This window comes from Paenibacillus sp. FSL E2-0178, assembly GCF_038593005.1.
GTDB classification, from domain to species: Bacteria; Bacillota; Bacilli; order Paenibacillales; family Paenibacillaceae; genus Paenibacillus_AQ; species Paenibacillus_AQ phytohabitans.
This window is the reverse complement of sequence record NZ_CP151953.1, coordinates 3,294,030-3,309,152: the sequence shown is the minus strand read 5'-3', so window position 1 is coordinate 3,309,152 and position 15,123 is coordinate 3,294,030. Positions and strand designations below refer to the sequence as shown.

Sequence of the window (15,123 nt, the reverse complement as noted above, 5' to 3'; positions counted from 1 at the left end):
CCTGGAGGAATGTCAGATGGAGCTTACAACCAAGCAGGGAACCAGCCTGCTGCATAACAAAACGTACATGCGGGTATACAGCGCATTCGCCACGGCAAGCTTCGGCGACTGGTTCGATGCACTGGCTATTCAGGTGCTGGTCGGCTACCGCTGGCAGGCCGGGCCGCTGATGCTGGCGCTTATTCCGGTAGCGCTGGCGCTGCCGAGCATTCTGTTTGGCTCAATTGCCGGAGTAGCCGCCGACCGGCTGAACAAGCTGAAGCTGATGCGTGTCTGTGATCTGCTTACTGCGCTGCTTACTGTACTGGTGCTATTCGCCCCGAGTATGGTCTGGCTGCTGCCTGTGCTGGCGCTGCGTTCAGCGCTATCCACGCTGAATATGCCTGCCCAGCAGTCTTTGACCCGCAGCCTGGTCAGAGAGGATCAGCTGCTGCAAGCCTCGTCGCTCAATGGACTGGTTAATCAGGGCTCCAAAATCGCCGGCCCGCTGCTCGGAGGTCTGGCGCTCGCCTTCCTTACGCCGCAATGGTGCATCCTGATCAATGCCTTGCTGCGCGGCTGTTCTTATCTGCTGCTGCTGTCCGTGAAGAACATCCGTACAGATGAAGAGGACAGCAAACAGCCAGAGGCGCCGGAAGACAAGATTCCGCTGCATACGATGTGGCGGGAAGGCTGGAGCTTCATGCTGCGCAGCCGGATTTTGCTGAATACTATGCTGTTCGGGCTGGCCGGGGCACTGGTGATTCAGGTGGTCGACTTCCAGTTCACCAGCCTGTTCCGGGTATTTGCACCGGAGCGGGAATCCTTGCTCGGCTGGATGGTAGCCGCTACCGGAGTTGGAGCTGTGCTGATCATCCTTCTGCTGAACAAGCTGAATCCCGAAACGGGATATAGCTGGAGGCTCGGCTCGGGATATGTACTGATCGGCGGTTCCATTGCTGCACTTGGATGGCTTCAGCCGGGCGATTCGATAGTATGGGTTCTGCTGATCGGATTTGTACTGGGGATCGGAAACGGGGTATTCATGGTTACGTTCAATTATTGTCTGCAAAAAGAAACCCCGCCGCATATGACCGGCCGGATCTTCGGCATCCAGAACACCGTACTCAGCACGGTACTTATTGTTGCACCTTTATTAGGCGGCTTGCTTGTCCGGTATGCAGGCCCTGCCCGTATTTTTGTTAACATCGGTCTGCTGCTGCTCCTTCTGGGTCTGGCGGGTCTTCTCTTCGGACGGCTGCTCTGGCCTGTGGCCAAGCTTAAGCTGGAAGGTGTACAGCCCGCAGCTGCAGTAGAACAGGGGTAGCTTATAGGCAGACAGTAAGTTTAAGATCAAGCCCTTCGGGGCTTTTTCTGCACTGCCGCATTACATATTCAGGAGGAACCAATGACGACTTATATTTATATGGTGAGACACGGCGATTCTCTCCGCACCGGTGTGGACGAATGGACGCGCGGCCTATCTCCTGCAGGGGAAGAGGATGCCCGCAGAGTAACAGCATGCCTGCGTCATGAAGGCATTGATGCGCTGTATAGCAGCCCGTACATCCGGGCCATACATACGATTGCCGATTTGGCAAAGGCGCTAGGGCAGGAAATTACTCTTAAGGAGGATCTGAGAGAGAAGGTCTGGATGGAGGGCAACCGGCAGCTGCCGGACGAGGATCTGCTTGCTTCACTTCAGGCGATGTATGCCGATCCGGACTATGCCCTGCCGGGCGGGGAATCGAACCGCGAATGCCAGGCAAGGGCGGTAGAAGCGTTGCAGGAAATCCTGCAGGCACATGAAGGAGAAAGAGTTGCCATCGGTACCCACGGGCTCGTAATGGCGCTAATGATGGGCTATTTTGCCCCGGAATATGATCTGGACTTCCTGCTGAAGACCACCAAGCCGGATATTTACGTCATGGCCTTCTCCGAAGGCAGATTGACCGGGGTGGAGCATCTTGTAGTTGAGGGATAAGAATGGAGAATGGCCGGAAGAACGTACCAAGCCGCGGATGGGCTGGGTGCGTTCTTTGGCGTGAGGGAGGAGAGTAAGCGTCTTAAGTTCGCTCTGCATAAGTAAAATGTTGTACGGATTACAACTTCGGACCATGGATACCCGGGTCATTGGGGTGATTGTTGTATGAAATACAAGAATTGTCCCGCCAAACCGCCTGGAGGAGGAGAAATGCTGCATTTGGTGCAACAATTTGAGATTGCGGCCCAATTAATGCGGGAAATGTTGTAGTTTGTACAGGATTATCTGGCGGTAGCCGCGGCACGGCGGAGTCCATCATTCACTGGGGTACGGTGATGGCTAAGCTACAGTCCGTAGAACCGCACCGTATTCGCTGTTAAAATAGCCTTCGCCTCGCTCCCGGTATAACCATGCAGCGCTCCCCAGGCAGCGGCAACGTCATGCACCATTGCCGGATGGGTGGTACGCCCGGTAAATGGTCCTTCAAACGGCCATGGACCATCGGTCTCCGCCATGACCAGCTCCGGCGGGTAGCGGCGCGCGAGATCCTGAATCTCCTGTTCATAGAGAATATCGGGAGTGAACGAAATATAATAGCCCCGGCTGATCATACGGTCCACAGTATCTCCCGGGCCCTTGAACCAATGGAAATGGGCCCGGGTAATGTGATGCTGCTCAAGCAAATCGCATACGGTCCAGGCATCTTCGTAGACAGCATGCAGCACCACAGGTTTGGCTAATCGTGCAGCCAGGCCAAGGAGTCTGTCCAGAAGCCGGGTATAAGGTTCCATATCCCATGCTTCCCCGTGCTCTATAGCTTCAGCCCGGGAATAGTAGGGAAGCCCGATTTCACCTATAGCTGCCATATCCCGGGCATGGAGCGTGATCCAGTCCAGCAGCGCGGCCAGATCCTCTTCCGGCGGCAGCGGCTGCTCGGGATGGAAGCCGTAGGCGGGTCTCACCAGCCCGGGATAACGGGCTGCTATCCCCTGAGTACGCAGACTGGAGGCGAGGTTCATCGAGACCGCAATCAGCGACTCAATGTCCTGCTCCGGCAGGCTCTGCAGCAAAGAGGATAACAAAGTCTCTTCATATTGGTCCAGATGAATATGGGCATCAATCATGCGTAATTGCTCCTTCCTCCGCAGGTTACTTCTCTACAAATTGCTGAGTGGTATCATGCGGTTCAAAAGTGATTGAGCCAAGCTCCATCCCCGCTGTCCCTGCCTTGTATTCCAGCTTCAGCGTCCCCATGCTCTCGGTCATGCCTACCATTAGGCTGGTATCTGCTAATAGCTTGCCGTCTTTCACCGAGTAGTAAGTAACAGCACCAATACCGGCAGTCTTGCCGAAATATTTCAATCCATCCTCTGCCCGGTCCGGAATTCGCATCGTCACTTTAGATGGCTTATCACCTTGGAGCTCAAGCTTCAGCAGCACATCCTTCTTATCCAGCGAAATGCTGGAGGATACTACAGCAGAAGCTGCTTGGTCCGCAGCAGGCACGGACAGCTCCTGCCATTGTTCAGGCTTGACCACATGTACTTCCTGCACTACCAGCGAAGTTCCGGTACCCACTGTGAACACAACCGTTACTTCAGGCTTCCCGTCAGAATCTACATCGGCATAGAAGAGCTGGGGCGGATTCGAGAAATCTCTCTCTACGGTCCAGTCGAAGCTGTGCTTCTTGCCGTTCACTTCCAGGATGAATCCTTTGTAGGTGTTGCCGTCCTTCAGCGCGGCATACAGCTTGACCTTGGCATTATCCCCGGCCACAACGAGGGGTTCAGCGGGAACCCTGACCGTTGTGCTGAGACTGCCCGGAGTAATCGCGACCCGGGTTCCTCCCGCTTCCAGCTCTGTGGTAGCACCCGTAAGCGAATTCAGACTATCTGCCGGAATATATACATGTCCGGCCTTAAGAATAACAGGAGCCTCCAGGCTATCTTTATAACTTCCATCTGTTTGTGTATAGCGGACCTGGATAGAGGAGCTGCCGGGGGTAAGGACTTTATTATCCCAGCCAGTCGTGAGAGTAAGCTGCTTGAGGACATTATTCCATTGCAGCTGGACAGGGTAAAACTCTATCAGGGCAAGAGCCGGTACATATAATATCCCATTGGAATGAAATGGCGGAACTTGGGGAAGAACGGCTTGTCCGTCTACCTTAAGGGATAGCGGAGCTGCAGCAGAATGGGCAATATTTATGGATGAAGCCGCCGCAGGGCCTGCGAGGAGCAGGGCGATAGCGGAAGCGGCAATTAATTTTTTCATAAGATAACCTCCGGAGTCTGGAAATTCCAATCCATTTTATTATAAATGAAAAACTCCGCTAGCGGGTCACGTTCTGTTAACAAAGATAAGACAAGCCTGTTACGGTTACCTGCTCTGCGCGCTAAGCGTATGACAAAGACCCGCAGGAGAAGGAAGCGGATGCTGTCCTTTTCTTGCGGGTCCTTTAAGATACAGTCTATTAATTTAGTTATACGGAACGTTTCATAGCCTGAACGGGAGCCAGAGGCCGGGCTGCGGGAGTATGATCCTTCTTGTGGAACAAGCTGCGCAGGTAAGGGAGGACCCAATAATCAAGACCGATTCTGCCGGCATTGGCCGCCGAGACCACAATGATCATTCCCATAAGCAGCAGCTGGACGTTGGTGCTGACCGTGCCTGAGAGCAGGTAGGCAGAGTTCATAACGATTCCCATCAGAGCGGCGAAGGTAGTGAAGGTGCCCAGAATCAGGCCAAGTCCGACCAGAAATTCACCTGCAGGAACCAGCAGATTGAAGAAATTGACACCGGGAAGCGCCGCATGCTGCAGGAAGCTGCCCCACCAGGCTTGTACAGTGGCATCTTCACCGACACTTTTGGCAATGGCCCCTTTCAGGAAGCCAGAAGCATCGAAACCGCCGGTAAGTTTGTGCCAGCCTGCTTCAATCCATTGATAACCTACATATAGACGTACTATTGTGAGCAGCACCATAGCTGCTTTGTTTGTGCGAAACCAGTTGTTGAACATACTCTCCACTCCTAAAGTTTAGTTAGCATACCTTCTGCAAGTCACGTCGTTCATAACTCACTTCGGAAGCATTGGCTTAAGTTTTATTGGCTAACTGTCTGTGAGCTACCTATCCTGAAAATCTTTATCTGTGTATCGGATGATCATCTTCGATACCTTAATTTTAAGTGATTTTTTTCACAATTAGTGTGATATAAATCACAAAATCCGAATAAAATTTTATATCAAACTAAAATTTTCAATACCCGGATTATATATACTTTTAGAGGGCTGGACGAAGCCGCTTGACACCTAATTTATATAAATCTACCATATAAGATATGAATGAAAAAAATGTATTGGCGGTCATTGGCCGTATTCACCGACGCGGAAATAAGTTCATTGAACAGGAATTGAAAAAGCATGATATTCACGGCATCGCTCCATCGCACGGAGATATTCTGTATCAGCTGTTTGCCCGGGAAGCTCTTACAATGAACGAGTTGTCCCGTGGGATTGATAAGGATAAGTCTACGATTACGGCATTAGTGGACAAATTGCTGCGGCTGGATTACGTGAGGCGGGAGCAGGACCAGCAGGACGGACGGATCTTCAGATTATCTCTTACTCCAAAAGGACGGGAGCTGCAGCCGGTGTTCGAGGCGGTATCCGAATCGCTGCTGGAAGCGGTCTATGAGGAGTTCGCTCCTGAAGAGAAGCAGCAGCTGATGAGCCTGCTTGCCAAGATTAAGCTGTAATACAAGTGCATGCCGGAGAAGCAGGGTCTTTCGAGAACGAAAGGCTCTGTTTGCTGTGAAGAATAAAAGGGATATGCTCCGCCAGATATGATCTATCTACCAGAAGAGTCAGCCGGTAATTCCGTATAATTAACACTAAATATCTATACATATACGCAGGAGGGGTGGAGTTAATGTTGCGGACCCGAGGAATTATTATGGCTTCCGGCGGAGCGTTATTATGGGGAATATCGGGGACGGTCGCCCAGCATTTGTTCCAGCAGGCCATGCTGCCTGCGGCCTGGCTGGTGACCCTGAGACTGCTGGTATCGGGAGCCCTGTTCCTGATGTTTACACTCCGCAAGGAGGGCTCGCAGGTATGGAAGCTGTGGCTGGACCGGAGATTCGTTCTACAAATGCTGCTGTTCGGGCTGCTGGGTATGCTTGGGGTACAGTACACGTACTTCGCTTCCATTGAGTCAGGCAATGCTGCAATCGCCACACTGCTGCAGTATTTAGCCCCGTTGTTTATCCTCCTGTACACTGTTATCCGGAGAAAAACCAAGCTGGCTCCGCTGGATATCACCGGTGCGCTGCTCGCGCTGGCAGGAACGTATTTACTGCTGACCGGCGGCGATTCCTCGGAGTTGACCGTTCCCCTGAGAGGTTTGGTCTGGGGGATTCTATCCGCAGTGTCCTTAACGTTCTATACGCTCTATTCCGGTCCGCTGCTGAAGCTGTACAGCACTTCACTGCTGATGGGCTGGGGGATGATTGTGGGAGGAGCAGGGATGAGTCTGATTCATCCGGTCTGGTCCGTACCGTCTGCTGATTGGTCGCTGTCTATCATTCTGGCTATTCTATTCGTTATTCTGCTAGGCACATTAGCCGCCTTCTATCTATACATCGGCAGTCTCCGCCACATTGCTCCGCATGAAGCCAGCCTGCTGTCCTGTACGGAACCGGTCTCAGCAATTGTCTCCTCCGTAATCTGGCTGTCCGTCCCCTTCAATCTATACCAGGCACTGGGAGCGGGAATGGTTGTACTTATGACTGTAATGGTTTCTTTGAAATCACGGACTAAAGAGACTGCGAAATAAATCGAACGAAATCCCTGAATTCTTCCAAGTAGATAGTGTAAGCCTGAAGGGGGAATGACGGATGGAGACAACAGACCCATATTCGCAGCTCATCGGACTCACGCTAGCCGGCAGCCGTGAAGCTTACGGTGAGTTATACGAGGCGACTATTCAGGATGTCTATAAGGCCGTGCGTTTCCTCGTTTCCGGGGTTTCAGATGCAGAGGATATTGTGCAGGAGATATATATTGAGCTGTACCGTTCACTTAGGAAATTTGACAGGACACAAGCGTTTAGACCCTGGCTTATGGGGCTCACGATACGGCAGATTCATGCCTATAGGCGAAGAAGGTGGAGACAGTTCCGGATTCAGAACAAAGCGGAGCAGACCAGCCAGACTATAGAACATGATCTCGCCAGCGATGTTGTGGACCGGATGGCAAACCGGGTACTTACCGATATGGTAAGCCGTTTGCCGTACAAGCTGAAGCAGGTCATCATCCTGCATTACTTGCATGAGTACACTCAGGAAGAGATCGCTGCCATCCTCCAGATTCCGCTGGGAACGGTGAAATCACGGCTTCATGCCGCTCTGCAGAAGCTTAGACGGAAACATCAGGTGACTACGATCAGATTAGGGAAGGTGGAGGATCTGCATGAGTCTTGAGCACAATTTGCGGCAGGCGCTTCATGAAGAAGCCGGAGATATGCACGCTCCACCCGAACTGAAAGGGGAGATCCTTAACAGGATTGCACCCGGACAAGGAGGAAGACGCATGAAAAAATGGCTGGTAGCGGCAGTAGTAGCTGCGACCTTAATTATCCCTACCGGAGCGTATGCCGGTTACAATTATCTGGCGGATTCACTATACGGATCGCAGGACAATACGGCGAAGATCGGCGGCACACAGCAGGATTATGACCAGCTTGAGGCTAAGCTTCAGCAGGCCAAATCCAGTTTGAACGGGGAAGACTTCACTGCATTGTCGACTCTGCTGCATGAGTTAGCCGGCTATAATCTGCAGATCGCCGATGATCAGGGGGGACTTCATCCTGAGAAGCTGAGCGCCGCAGATCAGCAACGCTACAAGGAGCTGGCTGCAGCAATTGAGCCGTATAATGACAAGCTGAATCAGGCAGAAGCTCCGGTAACTGCCGAAAGCACCGCGGATACGGATTTCGCCGCCTTCAGCGATCAACTGCTTGTTAAGGCAGAGCAGACGTTTAGCGGGGAAGAATTGGCTGCAGTTCAGCAGCTGATTGGTGACTGGAAGGTGTATACAGCCCGGATAAGCGGTCCGGATCATAGCAGTGTATCGGATGCTGAGTTAGCCGAGCAGGCGGCTCTGCTGGAGAAGCTTAATCCATATCTGAAAAAGATGGGGTATAGGATAAAGCCTTCTAACCGTTAAAATTGCCGCCATACACAAAATCAAAAACCACCGGATGGGGAAGATTCCCGTATATCCGGTGGTTTTTTTATAAATATAAGAATTTATATGTTTCACATGATAACTTATCCTTCTATTTCTCGCTGAAACGGTACCGTCCTTACAAAAGGACGGCAAAGCCGTTTCCACTTGCCATACTGCATTGTACGGAGTACCCTGCAATTCGCCATATCCTTATAAAATATTTGCAGGAGGGAAGAAAATGGATCATTTGGAAGCTATACAAAAGCATATCGAAGCAGAACGGACCCGGCTGAATCAGATGGAAGAGCAGCACGGCCGCCTGCATCCCAGAGTAATCAGACAGTCCAAAAAATTGGACGAGCTCATTAATGAATATCACAAAGCGGATGTCATCTGTAAAAACCGCGATTCTAAGCGTTAAACAGCAGTCAGGCCTGAATTCCCTCAAGCGCCAGCAAGACTAACTTTCGGACCGATTCCTCATTCAGCTCATCCCCCGTCAGCAATAACCGGTAAAAAATAGGCCCGTAAATCAAGTCGATGCAGCTCCCGATGTCGAGCTCTTGCTTCAATTCTCCTCTGGCTACTCCCCGTTCAAGCAATTGCCAGGCCTCCTGGCGGCGCGGACCGAAATATCTGCTGCGGTAAGCCTCAGCCAGTCCTGCGTCAAATTGCCCTTCACCGATCAGTTCAGTAATGACTTTGCCTTCCCGGCTGGACAGGAACATGGCCAGATTTCCCGCATGAATCAGCAAATCCTCCTTCACAGAGCCGCTGTCCGGTATAGGCAGTCTGGCGGTGGCGGCAAAAAGATATCCGTCCATCACTACCGCAGCTTTATTCGGCCACCATTTATAGATGGTCGCTTTGCTGACCTGAGCCTGTTCCGCGATTTTCTCCACCGTCACTGCACCGAATCCCATCTCCAGCAATAAATCATATGAAGCGTTCAGAATGGCATTCTTCGCCTCCGTATTGCGCGGCCGGCCTCTCTTCTTATCCATGGCTCGTTCCTCCTAATAGATTACTACATAGATAACCTGCGACATCCAAACTTAAGATCGATCTGTAACTGGAGTATAACATAAAAATGCCTATTTACAATACTGAACGTTTAGTATATTATTTGGTCATAGGAATTACTAAACTGTACGTTCAGTATTAAAAATTGAAAGGTGGAGTTACTAATGAAACAACAAGCAGTATCCGCTATGAATCACAAAGCCGTTCCCGGTTGGATCACATTTCTGCTCGCAGTATCCTGCGGACTGATTGTGGCAAATCTCTATTATGCACAGACGCTGGTCGGGCCGATTGGGCAGGCCATTCATCTGTCTCCCGGAGCCACGGGGCTGATTGTGACGCTGACACAAATCGGTTATGTTGTCGGGCTGCTGTTCATTGTACCGCTCAGTGATATTATCGAGAACCGGCGGCTCGCTGTAATGTCATTAATTCTGGTTGTAGCTGCACTGGCAGCTGCGGCACTTGCACCGAATGCTCCGTTGTTTCTTGCAGCCTCCATGTTCATCGGGCTGGGCTCGGTAGCTGCGCAGATATTGGTACCTTATGCTTCTTATCTGGCAGCAGAGAAAGAACGCGGCCGTGTGGTAGGCAATGTGATGAGCGGACTGCTGCTGGGTATTATGTTTGCCCGGCCGGTAGCAAGCTTCATGGCCGGACTATGGGGCTGGAAGTCCATATTTGTGGTCTCAGCAGTTGTGATTGCGCTCCTGACCCTGCTTCTGTCCCGCATACTTCCGGCACGCAAGCCGGAACCTACGTTGAATTACGGCCAATTAATCCGCTCTCTGGGTACACTGTGGATGCAAACGCCGGTTCTACGGCGCCGGGCGATTTATCAGGCCAGCTTATTCGGCGCCTTCAGTCTGTTCTGGACGACAGTTCCTCTGTACTTGTCCAGCTACTATCACCTGTCCCAGCAAGGAATTGCCCTGTTTGCACTGGCCGGTGTGGGCGGAGCAGTGGCAGCCCCTATTGCGGGCAGACTGGCAGACCGGGGCTGGACCAGACTGCTGACCGGTCTTGCCATCTCACTTGCCGCCGTATCCTTTATCTTGGCTTATCTGCTCCGGGATAATTCGAATCTTACACTCGGTCTGCTGGTTCTAACGGCCATTCTGCTGGACATGAGTGTATCCGGCAACCTGGTGCTGGGGCAGCGGGCGATTTATTCACTCGGCAATGAAACAAGAGGACGGCTGAACGGATTGTTCATGGCGATATTCTTCGTAGGCGGAGCAGTAGGCTCCTCGCTGGGCGGCTGGGCTTATGCTTACGGCGGCTGGAGTCTGGCTACACTGATCGGGCTGGCCCTGCCGGTGCTGGCTCTGGTGTACTTTTTGACCGAGAAGAAGAATCTGGTATAAGAGCGGGAGCATGGTGTTCAGCAATAATCCGCATAGCCGGATATTTCGAATATAACTAAAGTAGGCAGGGGAGCTTCGATCCTCTGTCTTTTTTATTTTGCCGCGTGATGTAATGGAACCGGGATGAAGAGCGTACTAGCTTATGTAAATTACTTGGCCAAGTAAATTCAGCCTGGAAGGGAGGGCCTCTAGGGATGCAAGAGCGCGCATTGCTGCCTTTGATTCACGGAAGAGTTCAAGAAAAGACGGAAACCGAGCCGGAGTTCACAGCGGTTTTTGAAACCTACTATAAACGGATATTCAATTATATTGCCTACCGGGTGAATTGCCGTTATACCGCCGAAGACCTGGCCAGCCAGGTGTTCGAGAAGACATTGTCCAAGCTGCCCGGCTACTCTCCGGAGAGAGCTCCGCTGGAGGTATGGCTGTTCGCCATTGCCAGGAATGTTGTGAATGACTATTACAGAAGCCGCGCCAGGCACCGGTTCTTCTCACTGGATGCAATCCGGGAGCTGGTATCCGGCAAAAAAGAGCCTGAAGATCTGATTCTCGAAGGCGAGCGCAGTGACAGGCTCAAGCTGGCGCTGGATACGCTCAGTGAGAAGGAGCGGAATATCATCGCGCTGAAATTCGGGGCAGATCTGAAGAATACGGAAATTGCGCTGGTCACAGGAATGACGGAGAGCAACGTTGGGGTCATTCTCTATCGCAGTATGCGGAAACTGAAATCTGAAATAGGGAGTGTGGAAGGGCTATGAAGAACAAGCAGGAGACAGCGGATTCGCTTGAGCTGCTGGAGCTGGAACAATTTCTGGCACAGCAGGACTTTTCCCGGGACTCCAATAAGGCAGCCATTCTCCGCCAAGTGAGAAGCCGCTCATTACAGGAACAGGAGGAATTAAAGATGAATATTAAACAACGGTTTAGACGTCCGGCCATGATCGTGGCTTCCCTGCTGGTGGCAGGCATAGTAAGTGTTTCCTTCGTCCGGCCTTCTTTTGCGGAGGAGATGCTGGAGCGGGTGCTAATGTCGGTAAATCTGGGACACATCGAGGTAAGTCAGATGGATGCGAGCGTTCCGCCGGTGTTCCCGGATGCCTGGAAGGGCAAAATATTTGATCAGAAAGGCAATCCGGTCAATCCCTTCGACCCCATGCCGGAAGCCATCTTCAATGCAGCCGGTGAGGCCATAGTGGATTTTGACGGGGATCAACGGATTACACTGAGCGGGCAGGAGCAGCGGGAGAAGGAGGAGGCAGCGCATAAATTTGCTGTCAAGGAGCCTGCGGAGCTGGACAAATACGCCCTCTTCAAAGTAAAGCTGCCGGAATATCTGCCTGAGGGCTTCGCCTTCGACCATGGAGAATTCTTCAAGGGCGAGGAAGGCGTGAACGGTCAGGTTGTTGAATTATTCTTCTCCAGCAAGGAGAAGGGGAAGCGGATCTGGATGCAGCTGCGCTTGGCCAATGAGGACAACGCCTTTGCAATGTCGACAGAGGGTACGGTAGAGCAGGTGAAGATCAAGGGAACCGATGCGGTTCTAGTCAGTGGCAGAGGTCTGGACTGGGAAGCAAACGGAGTACTGTACGGCCTCAGCACCCGCGGACTTGACCGGGCTGAGGTAATGAAGATCGCAGAGTCCATCAACTGGTAAGCAGGCAGGAGCGGAGAAGGGAACAGGTATCAGGAACAGGATGAATCAGAGCACCAGACTGCAACCCCGGAGCGTAGCGGGGAACGCGGTCTGGTGCTTTTTGAAATAGCGTTTCTATTATATAAGAAGTAATAAGAGGAACCATACATAGATTGTAAGATTCCCGGGAGGCCGGAGCGGATTCGCGGCCGGATGAATACTTCTCCGCCTGCTTGTCATGCCCGTCTGCATATTGAGGCCAAGTCCTTCATAGACATGTACTAATCAATGCATTCAAAACAGGTTAAGGGGATGATGTCATGCGCCGGATAACATGGGTACTCGCGATCATTATGAGCGTGGCCTTAGTATTGACGGGGTGCGGGAAGAAGGATGCCGCCTCTGTGGTCAAGGATTTGAATAGTGTGTCTGACAAGCTGGAGAGCAAGCAGGGAGCTTATCAAGGCTCAGGCACGATGACCTTGTACACCGGGGAGCAGCCGCAGGAATACAAAGTGGAAGTGTGGTACAAGAATCCGTCCTACTACCGGATCAGCCTGTCTAATGTCCAGAAGGATGTGAAGCAGATTGTGCTGCGCAATGATGAGGGAGTATTCGTTCTGACACCAAGCCTCGGCAAAAGCTTCCGGTTCCAGAGCGACTGGCCGGACAGCCAGGGACAGGTATATCTGTACCAGACGCTGCTCAAGGGAATTGTCTCTGACAACAACCGCCAGTTCGTAGAGGACGGGGACAATTATGTGTTTGAGGTAGCTGCGAATTATCAGAGCAGCGCGCTGGTCCGCCAGAAGATCTGGCTCGCCAAAAAAACCTATGAACCAAAGCAGGTTCAGGTATCGGATTCCGAAGCCAAGGTTGTCGTTAACGTGACCTTCGACAGCTTCAAGTTTGATCCGGAATTCGCCGCAGATTCTTTTGATATGCAAAAGAATATGGCCACGGGCTCACCTTCGGAGAGCACTGTAGCTGAGGTGGATGAGAATGGTAATCCGGTAGTGGCGGAAGACGGGGAACAGGCCGGCCAGCCGGTTACGGCAGAACCGGGTGACTTCGGAATCATCGAGCCGGATTATGTTCCGGCAGGCGTGAAGCTGAAGGATACGAACAAAATTGAAGGCAGCAAGGATCATGCGGTGCTTATCCGTTATGACGGCATCTACCAGTACACCATTATGGAAGCCCGTCCGCTGGACCGTGCGGTATCGCTGGCTCCAGGCAGTGTAATCGATCTCGGGTTCACTTGGGCACTTCTCAGCGGAGACGAGCAGCAGACATTGACCTGGATGAATGAGGGTGTCGAGTACCGGATCACGAGTGATAATCTGCCAGTTACGGAAATGATGCAAATAGCCGCTTCTATGGAGGAACAATCGGGTAAATAAATATCAGTAGGCGGATACTGCGCAACGTGGGAAATATTCCTCTACACGCAGTATCCGTTTTTTTGCTGGTTCTGCTCACATTGACAGGGGCCTTCTCTAAGCATTACCATTGCAGTAAGACCCCAAGTTCTATGCGATTTCAGCGTAGATGTTTTACTACAATGTAAGAAGGTGAACCTGAAGTGCAAGCAAGCTATCGACCGACAGTAGCCGAGATCAATCTGGATGATTTGCGTGCCAATTATGAGGCTTTCCGGGCGGCACTGCTGCCGGAGACCAAATTCATGGGATGCGTCAAAGGAAATGCGTACGGACACGGTGCCGTGGAAGTGACCCGGGAGCTGGAACGACTTGGAGCGGATTATGTTAGTGTCGCCTTTTTGGATGAGGCATTGGAGCTGCGTCAGGCGGGAATACTAATTCCTATTCTGGTGCTGGGCTACACCTCCCCTGAAGGAATAGCCGTTGCCTGGAAGAATAACGTTACCGTAACACTGTTCACACCGGAAGTACTGGAAGCTGTTAGAGCGCTTCCTGTAGAGAAGGAGCACCGGCTGAAGGTGCACATCAAGATTGACAGCGGGATGGGCAGGCTGGGATTATTGCCGGCCGACGCATCTGCTTTCATTGCTGAAGTGCATTCAGTAGCGCAGGCGGAGCTGGAGGGCATGTTTACTCATTTTGCTAAGGCAGACGAACAGAACAAAAGCTATACACTGATGCAGCACCGACGTTTCATGAGCGTGGCGGAAACGCTTCGGGACATGGATATTAAGATCCCGATCATACATACGGGCAATAGCGCTACGGCCATTGATACACCTCTCTTATCCAGCAACATGGTGCGTGTAGGCATAAGCTTGTACGGATTCTATCCTTCAAGTGAGGTGAACCGCGAGCTGGTGGCTTTACACCCGGTAATGACGCTGAAGACGCAGGCTGTCTATATCAAGACCCTGCCGCCTGACTCAGGCATCAGCTACGGCACCCGGTATTTCACGGACAGCGATGAGGTTATCGCTACGCTTCCCGTGGGATACGCTGACGGATATTCCCGCATGCTAACGGGCAAAGCGGAGGTGCTAATACGCGGACGCCGCGTTCCTGTCGTCGGAACAATCTGCATGGACCAGTGTATGGTATCACTCAAATCTTTCGCTGAAGAAGCGGAACAAATCAAAGCTGGCGAAGAGGTTGTACTCATCGGCCGCCAGGGAGCCTTGTCGATCACGGCAGACGAACTGGCGCTCCATCTTGGGACGATTCACTACGAAGTCATCTGTATGCTGGCTCACCGGGTGCCCCGCGTATATGTACGCGAAGGTATGTTACCCAACCTCGTGAATCCCTTGCTGCAGACTTGAAGCCCGGACCAGGGGACCTTGTGCAGGAATTGAAAATAAGGACTAACCCGTATAGAGCGTGTGACTTATAGTCTATACGAACCGCCATTTCTAGTTTATAATGGGATGCAGCATACTTGATATACTGGCGGCATATATTCC

The 15,123-nt window shown here is 51.9% G+C and carries 16 protein-coding genes; 12 read left to right on the top strand and 4 right to left on the bottom strand.

Annotation, left to right across the window (positions count from 1 at the left end; genetic code table 11):
* Nucleotides 1-16 precede the first annotated feature (16 nt).
* Complete coding sequence (locus MHI42_RS14495) at nt 17-1,306, top strand: MFS transporter (RefSeq protein ID WP_342424246.1); 1,290 nt, start codon at nt 17-19, stop codon at nt 1,304-1,306.
* A gap of 81 nt (nt 1,307-1,387) precedes the next feature.
* Complete coding sequence (locus MHI42_RS14490; protein WP_342424245.1) at nt 1,388-1,963, top strand: histidine phosphatase family protein; 576 nt, start codon at nt 1,388-1,390, stop codon at nt 1,961-1,963.
* A gap of 344 nt (nt 1,964-2,307) precedes the next feature.
* On the opposite strand, the gene MHI42_RS14485 is transcribed toward MHI42_RS14490, so the two are convergent.
* The 3 genes from MHI42_RS14485 to MHI42_RS14475 form a co-directional block, all read right to left on the bottom strand.
* Nucleotides 2,308-3,087 (bottom strand): TatD family hydrolase, encoded by a 780-nt coding sequence (locus MHI42_RS14485; RefSeq protein WP_342424244.1) that lies wholly within the window; start codon nt 3,085-3,087, stop codon nt 2,308-2,310.
* A gap of 25 nt (nt 3,088-3,112) precedes the next feature.
* Entirely contained in the window at nt 3,113-4,237 is a 1,125-nt protein-coding gene (locus tag MHI42_RS14480; protein ID WP_342424243.1) for a stalk domain-containing protein, read from the bottom strand.
* Between the two features lie 208 nt (nt 4,238-4,445).
* The gene (locus tag MHI42_RS14475; protein WP_042134203.1) at nt 4,446-4,982 is read right to left on the bottom strand and encodes a DoxX family protein; all 537 of its coding nucleotides are present in this window, start codon (nt 4,980-4,982) and stop codon (nt 4,446-4,448) included.
* 320 nt (nt 4,983-5,302) lie between these two features.
* On the opposite strand from MHI42_RS14475, the gene MHI42_RS14470 reads away from it, so the two are divergent.
* The 5 genes from MHI42_RS14470 (at nt 5,303) to MHI42_RS14450 (ending at nt 8,613) form a co-directional block, all read left to right on the top strand.
* Nucleotides 5,303-5,719 carry a MarR family transcriptional regulator gene (locus tag MHI42_RS14470; RefSeq protein ID WP_039307558.1) on the top strand — a complete coding sequence of 139 codons (417 nt, stop codon included), beginning with the start codon at nt 5,303-5,305 and terminating at the stop codon, nt 5,717-5,719.
* A 173-nt stretch (nt 5,720-5,892) separates the two neighbouring features.
* Nucleotides 5,893-6,798 (top strand): DMT family transporter, encoded by a 906-nt coding sequence (locus MHI42_RS14465; protein WP_342424242.1) that lies wholly within the window; start codon nt 5,893-5,895, stop codon nt 6,796-6,798.
* 61 nt (nt 6,799-6,859) lie between these two features.
* A complete protein-coding gene (locus tag MHI42_RS14460) occupies nt 6,860-7,444 on the top strand; it encodes a sigma-70 family RNA polymerase sigma factor (RefSeq protein WP_340988864.1) in 585 nt (194 codons plus the stop codon).
* Between the two features lie 109 nt (nt 7,445-7,553).
* Nucleotides 7,554-8,189 (top strand): DUF3600 domain-containing protein, encoded by a 636-nt coding sequence (locus tag MHI42_RS14455; protein ID WP_342424241.1) that lies wholly within the window; start codon nt 7,554-7,556, stop codon nt 8,187-8,189.
* Between the two features lie 241 nt (nt 8,190-8,430).
* Nucleotides 8,431-8,613, top strand: a complete 183-nt coding sequence (locus MHI42_RS14450) for an aspartyl-phosphate phosphatase Spo0E family protein (RefSeq protein ID WP_342424240.1) — start codon at nt 8,431-8,433, stop codon at nt 8,611-8,613.
* 7 nt (nt 8,614-8,620) lie between these two features.
* On the opposite strand, the gene MHI42_RS14445 is transcribed toward MHI42_RS14450, so the two are convergent.
* The gene (locus MHI42_RS14445; RefSeq protein WP_342424239.1) at nt 8,621-9,196 is read right to left on the bottom strand and encodes a TetR/AcrR family transcriptional regulator; all 576 of its coding nucleotides are present in this window, start codon (nt 9,194-9,196) and stop codon (nt 8,621-8,623) included.
* A gap of 183 nt (nt 9,197-9,379) precedes the next feature.
* Here MHI42_RS14445 and MHI42_RS14440 point away from each other — a divergent pair, with 183 nt between their 5' ends.
* The 5 genes from MHI42_RS14440 (at nt 9,380) to alr (ending at nt 14,982) form a co-directional block, all read left to right on the top strand.
* Nucleotides 9,380-10,582, top strand: coding sequence for an MFS transporter (locus MHI42_RS14440; protein ID WP_342424238.1), 1,203 nt, complete (start codon nt 9,380-9,382; stop codon nt 10,580-10,582).
* Between the two features lie 194 nt (nt 10,583-10,776).
* The gene (locus tag MHI42_RS14435) at nt 10,777-11,340 is read left to right on the top strand and encodes a sigma-70 family RNA polymerase sigma factor (protein ID WP_342424237.1); all 564 of its coding nucleotides are present in this window, start codon (nt 10,777-10,779) and stop codon (nt 11,338-11,340) included.
* Entirely contained in the window at nt 11,337-12,236 is a 900-nt protein-coding gene (locus MHI42_RS14430; RefSeq protein WP_342424236.1) for a DUF4367 domain-containing protein, read from the top strand. Before MHI42_RS14435 ends, MHI42_RS14430 begins: the two co-directional genes overlap by 4 nt.
* A gap of 299 nt (nt 12,237-12,535) precedes the next feature.
* Nucleotides 12,536-13,618, top strand: a complete 1,083-nt coding sequence (locus tag MHI42_RS14425) for an outer membrane lipoprotein carrier protein LolA (protein ID WP_342424235.1) — start codon at nt 12,536-12,538, stop codon at nt 13,616-13,618.
* A gap of 182 nt (nt 13,619-13,800) precedes the next feature.
* The gene (gene alr, locus MHI42_RS14420) at nt 13,801-14,982 is read left to right on the top strand and encodes an alanine racemase (protein ID WP_342424234.1); all 1,182 of its coding nucleotides are present in this window, start codon (nt 13,801-13,803) and stop codon (nt 14,980-14,982) included.
* Nucleotides 14,983-15,123: the final 141 nt, after the last annotated feature.